We start from the raw sequence: 6,745 nt of genomic DNA, 5'->3' as shown, positions 1-6,745 counted from the left end.
TCGACCTGTCCGTCGCGTCGAACCTGGGGCTCGCCGCGACGGTAGTCCCCGTGCTCACCGTGCTGCACGGTGTCCCGATCCCGATCGCCGTCCTGATCGCGGTGCTGTCATCGACGCTGGTCGGGCTGGTGAACGGACTTGTCATCGTCAAACTCAGGATCAACCCCATCGTGATCACCCTGGGCAGGCGACCCTGCTCCTCGGGATCGCTCTGCTGATCTCCAACCTGAACACGGTGAACGGGCTCGGAAGCGAGTTCGCCCGCATCGCGAACACCGTGGTGCTGGGACTGCCGATCTCGTTCTATTTCGGACTCGTCATCGCCGTCATCATCTTCTATGTGCTCACGTTCACGCCGCTTGGACGCCACATGAAATTCGTCGGCACTAATCCCGAGGTGGCTCGACTCGCGGGAGTTCGCGTGCAGGCGATCCGGATCGGCTCCTACACGACTGCCGGTCTCCTCTGTGGCCTGGGAGGGGTGCTCCTCGTGGCCAACCTCGGTGGCTTCGATCCGTCCAGTTCCGGAACGTACCTGCTCCCGGCCTTTTCAGCGGTCTTCCTCGGTACCGCCGTCGTTCAGCCGGGCGAGTTCAATCCATTCGGAACGCTCGTCGCCGTCTACTTCCTCGCCACGGGCATCCTCGGGCTGCAGATCATTGGATACAGCGGGTGGATCAGCAGCGTGTTCTACGGCGCCACCCTCATCGTCGCCGTGACCCTCTCCACCCTCGTCCGACGGCGCGCAACACGTGACTGAACCGGTGCGCCGCGCCAACATCCCGGCACACCCCATAGAACCCCGCCGCGTCCGCGGCGACCGCATCCCGCACTGTCGCCCTGCATCAGGCGGTGCAACCAAGAAAGGTACGAAATGGCAAAGCACAGAACAACGTGGTTCCGTATGGCCGCGATCGGAGGCGTCATCACGACGACTCTTCTCGTCGCATCGTGTGCAACGACGGTCGACCCAGCACCACAGCCCTCATCGTCAGGCGCGAGCCCGACGGGAGTCACGGAAGCTGCTGCGCTCGTGGACACGTACACCGGGCTCGTGGACTCCTTCCGGCCCACAGAGCCACTTGGCGACGCCAGCTCCCTGTCGGGAAAGAAGTTGATGTATATCCCGGCTGTCGCCGCGGTCCCATATTTCGCAACGAGCTTCAAGGGAACGCAGGCCGCGGTCGCGGACCTGGGCATGAGCGCGGAGTTGTGCGACGCTCAAGCCAACCCGTCTTCGCTGTCCAGTTGCTTCACGCAGGTGCTCACCCAGGGCTTCGCCGCTGTGATTATCGACTCGATCAACCCCGCGATCGCGATTGAAGGGTTCAACGAGGTAGCCGCAACGGGGATCCCTGTCGTTCTGGTGAACGTGACGGCGCCCGACGGAAGCCCGAAGAACGTCACCTCCTTCGGCGCTGATAACGTGTTCGCCCAAACCCTCGCATCCAGCGCGATCATCGCGGATTCCAAGGGCACTGCGACGATCATCGGAGTCAAGGTCATCACCACGATGGGACCAAATTCTGGTGGGACCAGGGCGCAGCCGCCCAGTACAAAAAGCTCTGCCCCGACTGCATGCTAACCGAGGTTGAAACCAAGACCAGCGACCTGCAGAACCTGCCGTCAAAGGTGAGCGCCGCGCTGCTTTCGAACCCGGATGCAACCTACCTGCAGCCGGAACTCTCCCCAAGACAACACCTACAATCCAGGGCGCAACGGATGCCGGGCGGACTGACCTTAAGGCCGCCGTCGCTGCCGCAACGCTCGCGGACCTGCAGATCATCAAGGCTGGCGGCGCCCTCAAATGGGCAGTCGGATGGGATGTCGTTCGCGTGCAGTGGCTCGCGGTGGACCTGGCTGCCCGTTCGCTGTTGGGAATCTCATTTGATGCGGCCAAGTACACCGTCGAGCCGCGCGTCTTCACGGCCGACAACATCGCCGACCTGGATGTCTCACAGGCCGGATGGGAGTCCAGCGACTGGTTCGGCGGACCGGAATACCAGGCGGAGCTCAGCAAGCTCTGGAACGACTGAGCCAGCCACTCGCTGACTAAGCGAGGAGGGAGCCGAGAGCGGCTCCCTCCTTCAACGGACCGCCGCCGTGTTGAGGTCAATGCCGGTAAGTATTTCCCTTGGTACAAAGGCTTCGATCAATCCAGCGATTCCGCGCGTTATCCCGCGACGATACGTTGTCTCATTTCGCCGATGCCTCGGATCGTGGACACCAGCTCGTCCCCGTCCCTGAGGAATTTCTGCGGCGTACGGCCGACCCCCACTCCCGCCGGGGTGCCCGTGAAAATAAGGTCGCCCGGATGCAGCGTTACGTTCCGCGACAGACGTGAGATGAGGTTAGGGATAGAGAAGATGAGATCGCCCGTAGTCGCAGATTGGACTATCTCTCCGTTCAGAGTGCATCTGACTTCGATATTGCAGAGGTCGTCGAAATCGTCGGGTGTCACGACAAAAGGACCAACGGGGCCAAAGCGGGGGAACGACTTCGAAAGACTGAACTGGGGCATAGGGCCAGCGGTCTGCATGAACCGCTCCGAAATGTCTTGGCCGATTGTCAGACCTGCCACATAAGACCATGCATTCGCTTCGTCGACGTCTGTGGCCGTGCGCCCGATGACCGCGACCAGTTCTACCTCGAAATCGCAGTTGTCGCTGGGGATCGGCACTTCACCATACGGGCCCGTCAAACAGGATGGGAACTTGGTGAACACGCTCGGAGACTCCGGTGTGGGAATCCCGATCTCCGCGGCATGTGCCAGGTAGTTCATTGCGACCGCGAAGACCTGCCTCGGTTCGGGCGATACCGCATCGAGCTCTTCCGGCGCAAATTCCTTTCCCAATGAGGACGGCATCGACGGCGCCCAGCGGCGAAATGCATCCCAGCTGTCGTAGATGGAGGGCAGGTCCGGGCCGAACACGCCTTGGGACGCTTCGGCGATATCCGTTGCACGTTGGTCATCCGTCACGATAACGGCTCGTCCGTCGAGATTGGCGAGACGCATCTAGCGGGTCCGTTCTGCGTAGGGGGCGGAGGTCACGAGTCATACCCGGCGTAGCGAGGCGAGACCGCAGGCGTTACGGCGGTCCGGCCGCCGTCGACGGGGAGGATGGCACCCGTCACGTAGCTCGCCGCATCTGAAGCAAGGAACAAAATTGCGGCGGCGTACTCATCCGGGTCACCCACTGGCCGGAGCGGCGTGGCATGGTCCAGTTCGCGCAATGCTTCTTCGGGGAGCGGCATGGCCGATGATCCGGCCCGTGCGATGCCATTGACCCGGATGCCCTCTGCCGCCAGCTCGCCGGCCAGGCAGTGGATGAGTGCGTGTACGCCACCCTTCGATGCCGAATAAGCGGGGATGTTCGGATTACCCAGGGTTCCGTCAATGGATCCTGCGTGCACGATTGCGGCGTGGAACGACGACGCCCGCAGCGCAGGGAGGAAAGCCTTCGTGGCCACGAAAGCACCGGACAGGTTCACCCGCACCGTCTCTTCGAAGGCTTCGACAGTCGTGTTGTCAATGCCTCCGTACACCGTCGCGAAGTGGTGCGTGACCAGGACATCGATCGAGGTCCAATCGGCCGCAATCTCGTCAGCGATGCGCTGGATCTGGGTCAGGTCGCGTGGATCGTTCACGAACGACCGCACGATGCCCCCTGCATCCGTGATTTGGTTCACACACTCGTCGGCCGACTCCTGGCTCACCTGGATGATCGCAACCTCTGCGCCCTCGGCCGCGAAGGCCACGGCCGACGCGCGACCGATATCTTCGACACCGTCTATCCCGAAACCGCTTCCGACGACGACAACCCGTCGCCCTTCAAATCTTCCAGTCATGTACATACTCCTTCGTTGATGCCACTCGGTGGCGGCGGATTCGGTCGAGAAAGATCAGCGGGCCATCGTGGTCGCGGGAGACTGGTACTCCCACAACCATGCGGTTATGTCCCAGTCGCTGGCCCCCCGCGCAATCGCGGCATCCCGCTCGCGTTGTTCGGGTCCGTCCGGGAGGTGGAAGATGCGACCGTTACCCTGCGAGACGCTCTGTACCTTCGTCGCCCGGGGCCGGCGTACCGACTCGTACGCACGCAGGGCTTCGGGGATGCCCTCTACCGGAACACCGTCCAGTGCAGCGGCCAGGCATTCGGCGTCCTCTATGGCCTGCGCTGCGCCTTGGCCGAGGTACGGCATCATCGGGTGGGCAGCGTCGCCTATCAACGCAAGGTTCGATTCGGTCCAGCGTTCGAGCGCCGGGATGAGGTACAGGTCATACCGGTACAGCGACGGAGCGCGGTCGAGAATTCGATGAAGCGCCGGATACCAGCCCTCAATGTGCGCCGCCAAGGCCTCACGGCTCGCGGCAGCCGTGCGCACGCCCCCTCCGATCGCGGGTGCGTCGAAGCTCCCGGTGAAGTTGAACACAGTGCCAGACCTGAAGGTGCAGTGCACGATATGACCACCGGGACCCAGCCAGGTCTCAAAGTTCGACCCGGACGCGAGCTTCTCCAATTCAGCATCACCGGACAGCGACTCAAGCGGGATTTGTGATCGATAGATGGTTTGGCCGCTGTATTCCGGGTCGCCACCGTAGAACAACTCCGCCCGCGTGCGGGAGGCGATCCCGTCTGCGCCGATGATGACGTCAGCGCTGAATTCTCCAGACGCCTCGGTCGTGACCACACGTCGATCGGGGTCGAATCCCGTCATCCTGACGCCGACCTTGATCACTACGGGCGTGCCGAGGCCCGAGGAGTCCACAGCGGCGTCGACGAGTGCAGTCTGCAGGTCGCCACGGTGCATGAACCAGAATGGGTAGGAGAAGCGTTCCCGCGCGGCTTCGAGATCGACCCGGATCAGTTCGGATCCGTCCTCCCACCGACGGCGGATCGACCAGCGAGGCTGGACGACTGTTGCCTGCAAGCGGTCATGTAAACCCAGGGCTGTGAGTGCGCCCACCGCGTTCGGGTTCATCCCGATGCCCGCACCGACTTCTGTGAGTTGGCGGGCCTGCTCGATTACGGTCACGCGATATCCCACTCGCCGCAGCGCCAATGCGGCACTGAGCCCGCCAATTCCGCCGCCGACGATCAAGGCGGTTCGTTCGCTCATGAAATTTCTTCTCTCTTCATCAGATCAGCGTCCTTCATCAGATCAGCTTCGCGCCCGAATAGTCATCCGTCTCAATGAACAAATCATCGAGGCTGAGGAGATCTGTGATGAGCCCGAGTTCGAGGCAATAGCGGTTGACCGCGTCAACGGCCAGACGGTTCGAGGATGTCAACCCGTACGCCCACGGATCTTCTCCCAGCAACTGGGCCTGCTCTTCCTGCACGCTTTGCAGGAACGCGAGCGGCAGGTAGCGAGGATCGTGGAGGCGGTCGAGAGCGACCTTTTTCGCCAGGGTGAAAGCCTGAAAGAGGCTCGCAGGTACCCAAGGGTGCTTTTCGACGATGTCACTTTTGATGGTCAGGACGTGCATCGTTGGAAAGATTCCGAAGGTTTGGAAGTAGTCGCGCTCGACCGCCGCATAGTCCGGGAAGAGTCGTCCGATCCGAGGGTCGCCCTTCACGAATGCCTGAGGGATGTAAGCCGATGCGATTCCCGCCAGTGTGCCGTCAAGCACCAGTTCGTCGATACTCTGACGAGTCGCCGTCTGCCCCGGTTTCAACGCTTCACGCTGGCCATCGGGAAGGCGGCCGAGACGCCCATAGACGTCCTGCCAGTCGATCTCGTCGTGACCGATACCGTATTGGTCTCGCAGGATGCCGCGGATCCAGACGGCTGCGGCCGGCTCGAATCCGCCGATTCCCATCGCCTTCCCGCGGAGGTCGTCCGGCCCGGTGATCCCGGCCTCGGTGTTGACAAAGATCGACCCGTGCCGGAATCTGCGATGAGGGAACACGGGCAGCGCGACGAGGGGTTCGCCTGCGTCCCGGGCTTTCAGGTACTGCACGATGTTGAACTCAGCCACGTCGCACTCATTGCGGCGGTCGAGGCGAAAGATGCGTTCCTTGTCATGGTTGAGTACCGTCAGATCGATACCGTCCGGCCTCACGTCGCCATCGGCGAGGGCACGGAGGATCTCGTACTCGCCGCACGCCAAGGACAATTGGAGCCTGTTCACCGGTTGCTCTCTCAGTGTCGAGCAGTTGGTCGAGCTCATCCGACTGGGGTCACTGAGCGTCCGAGAGCGGCGAAGACCTCTTCCCGAAGCCGGCCGAACTCAGGCCTGGCTTTGGAGGCCAGCTGGTCACGCGGCCAAGGCAGTTCCACATCGATCGTCTGTCGGATGACTGTCGGCGTGCGTGACAGCACGACGATCCGGTTTCCGAGATAGATCGACTCGTCGATATCGTGCGTCACGAAGGCGATTGTCATCTTTCGGTCGGACCACAACTGGAGTGTCAGGTCCTCCAGTTCAGCGCGAGTCTGGGCGTCGACGGATGCGAAGGGCTCGTCCATGAGCAGAAGTTTGGGTTGGTATGCAAGGGCACGCGCTATCGCGACTCGCTGCTGCATCCCGCCGGACAGCTGCCAGGGCTTCTTGTCGACATGCCCTGACAATCCCACCGAGTCGAGTGCATCTGCGGTTGCCGATTCCCGCTGCTGTCGCGATATGTTCTGGTAGCGCTGCGCCAGTTCGACGTTATCACGCACCGTCAACCAGGGCAGGAGTGAGCGGCTGTAGTGCTGGAACACCTCGCGGAGGGTGGACGGTGGCGCTGTCACCCGC

The 6,745-nt window shown here is 62.3% G+C and carries 9 protein-coding genes; 4 read left to right on the top strand and 5 right to left on the bottom strand.

Annotated elements, in window-relative coordinates; translation table 11 throughout:
- The 4 genes from ACLQ62_RS03450 to ACLQ62_RS03435 all read left to right on the top strand — a co-directional run.
- A partial coding sequence (locus ACLQ62_RS03450; RefSeq protein ID WP_411720269.1) for an ABC transporter permease subunit occupies positions 1 to 218 on the top strand: 218 nt, incomplete at its 5' end.
- A gap of 17 nt (positions 219 to 235) precedes the next feature.
- Positions 236 to 760: an ABC transporter permease gene (locus ACLQ62_RS03445; protein ID WP_411720268.1), complete on the top strand. Its 525-nt coding sequence runs from the start codon at positions 236 to 238 to the stop codon at positions 758 to 760.
- A gap of 114 nt (positions 761 to 874) precedes the next feature.
- Positions 875 to 1,585 (top strand): sugar ABC transporter substrate-binding protein, encoded by a 711-nt coding sequence (locus ACLQ62_RS03440; protein ID WP_411720267.1) that lies wholly within the window; start codon positions 875 to 877, stop codon positions 1,583 to 1,585.
- 250 nt (positions 1,586 to 1,835) lie between these two features.
- Entirely contained in the window at positions 1,836 to 2,036 is a 201-nt protein-coding gene (locus tag ACLQ62_RS03435; RefSeq protein ID WP_411720266.1) for a hypothetical protein, read from the top strand.
- 137 nt (positions 2,037 to 2,173) lie between these two features.
- Here the strand turns inward: ACLQ62_RS03435 and ACLQ62_RS03430 are convergent, their stop codons facing one another.
- The 5 genes from ACLQ62_RS03430 to ACLQ62_RS03410 form a co-directional block, all read right to left on the bottom strand.
- Complete coding sequence (locus ACLQ62_RS03430) at positions 2,174 to 3,016, bottom strand: fumarylacetoacetate hydrolase family protein (protein WP_411720265.1); 843 nt, start codon at positions 3,014 to 3,016, stop codon at positions 2,174 to 2,176.
- A 32-nt stretch (positions 3,017 to 3,048) separates the two neighbouring features.
- Positions 3,049 to 3,849 carry an SDR family NAD(P)-dependent oxidoreductase gene (locus ACLQ62_RS03425; RefSeq protein WP_411720264.1) on the bottom strand — a complete coding sequence of 267 codons (801 nt, stop codon included), beginning with the start codon at positions 3,847 to 3,849 and terminating at the stop codon, positions 3,049 to 3,051.
- 54 nt (positions 3,850 to 3,903) lie between these two features.
- Positions 3,904 to 5,121 (bottom strand): FAD-dependent monooxygenase, encoded by a 1,218-nt coding sequence (locus tag ACLQ62_RS03420; protein WP_411720263.1) that lies wholly within the window; start codon positions 5,119 to 5,121, stop codon positions 3,904 to 3,906.
- Positions 5,122 to 5,158: 37 nt separating this feature from the next.
- Positions 5,159 to 6,136, bottom strand: coding sequence for a hypothetical protein (locus ACLQ62_RS03415; RefSeq protein WP_411720262.1), 978 nt, complete (start codon positions 6,134 to 6,136; stop codon positions 5,159 to 5,161).
- 35 nt (positions 6,137 to 6,171) lie between these two features.
- A partial coding sequence (locus ACLQ62_RS03410; protein WP_411720261.1) for an ABC transporter ATP-binding protein occupies positions 6,172 to 6,745 on the bottom strand: 574 nt, incomplete at its 5' end.

This window comes from Mycetocola sp., from assembly GCF_046716805.1.
In the GTDB taxonomy this organism is placed as follows: Bacteria; Actinomycetota; Actinomycetes; order Actinomycetales; family Microbacteriaceae; genus Mycetocola_A.
Note: the sequence above shows the minus strand (reverse complement) of the source record. Positions and strands in the feature narration are given on the sequence as shown.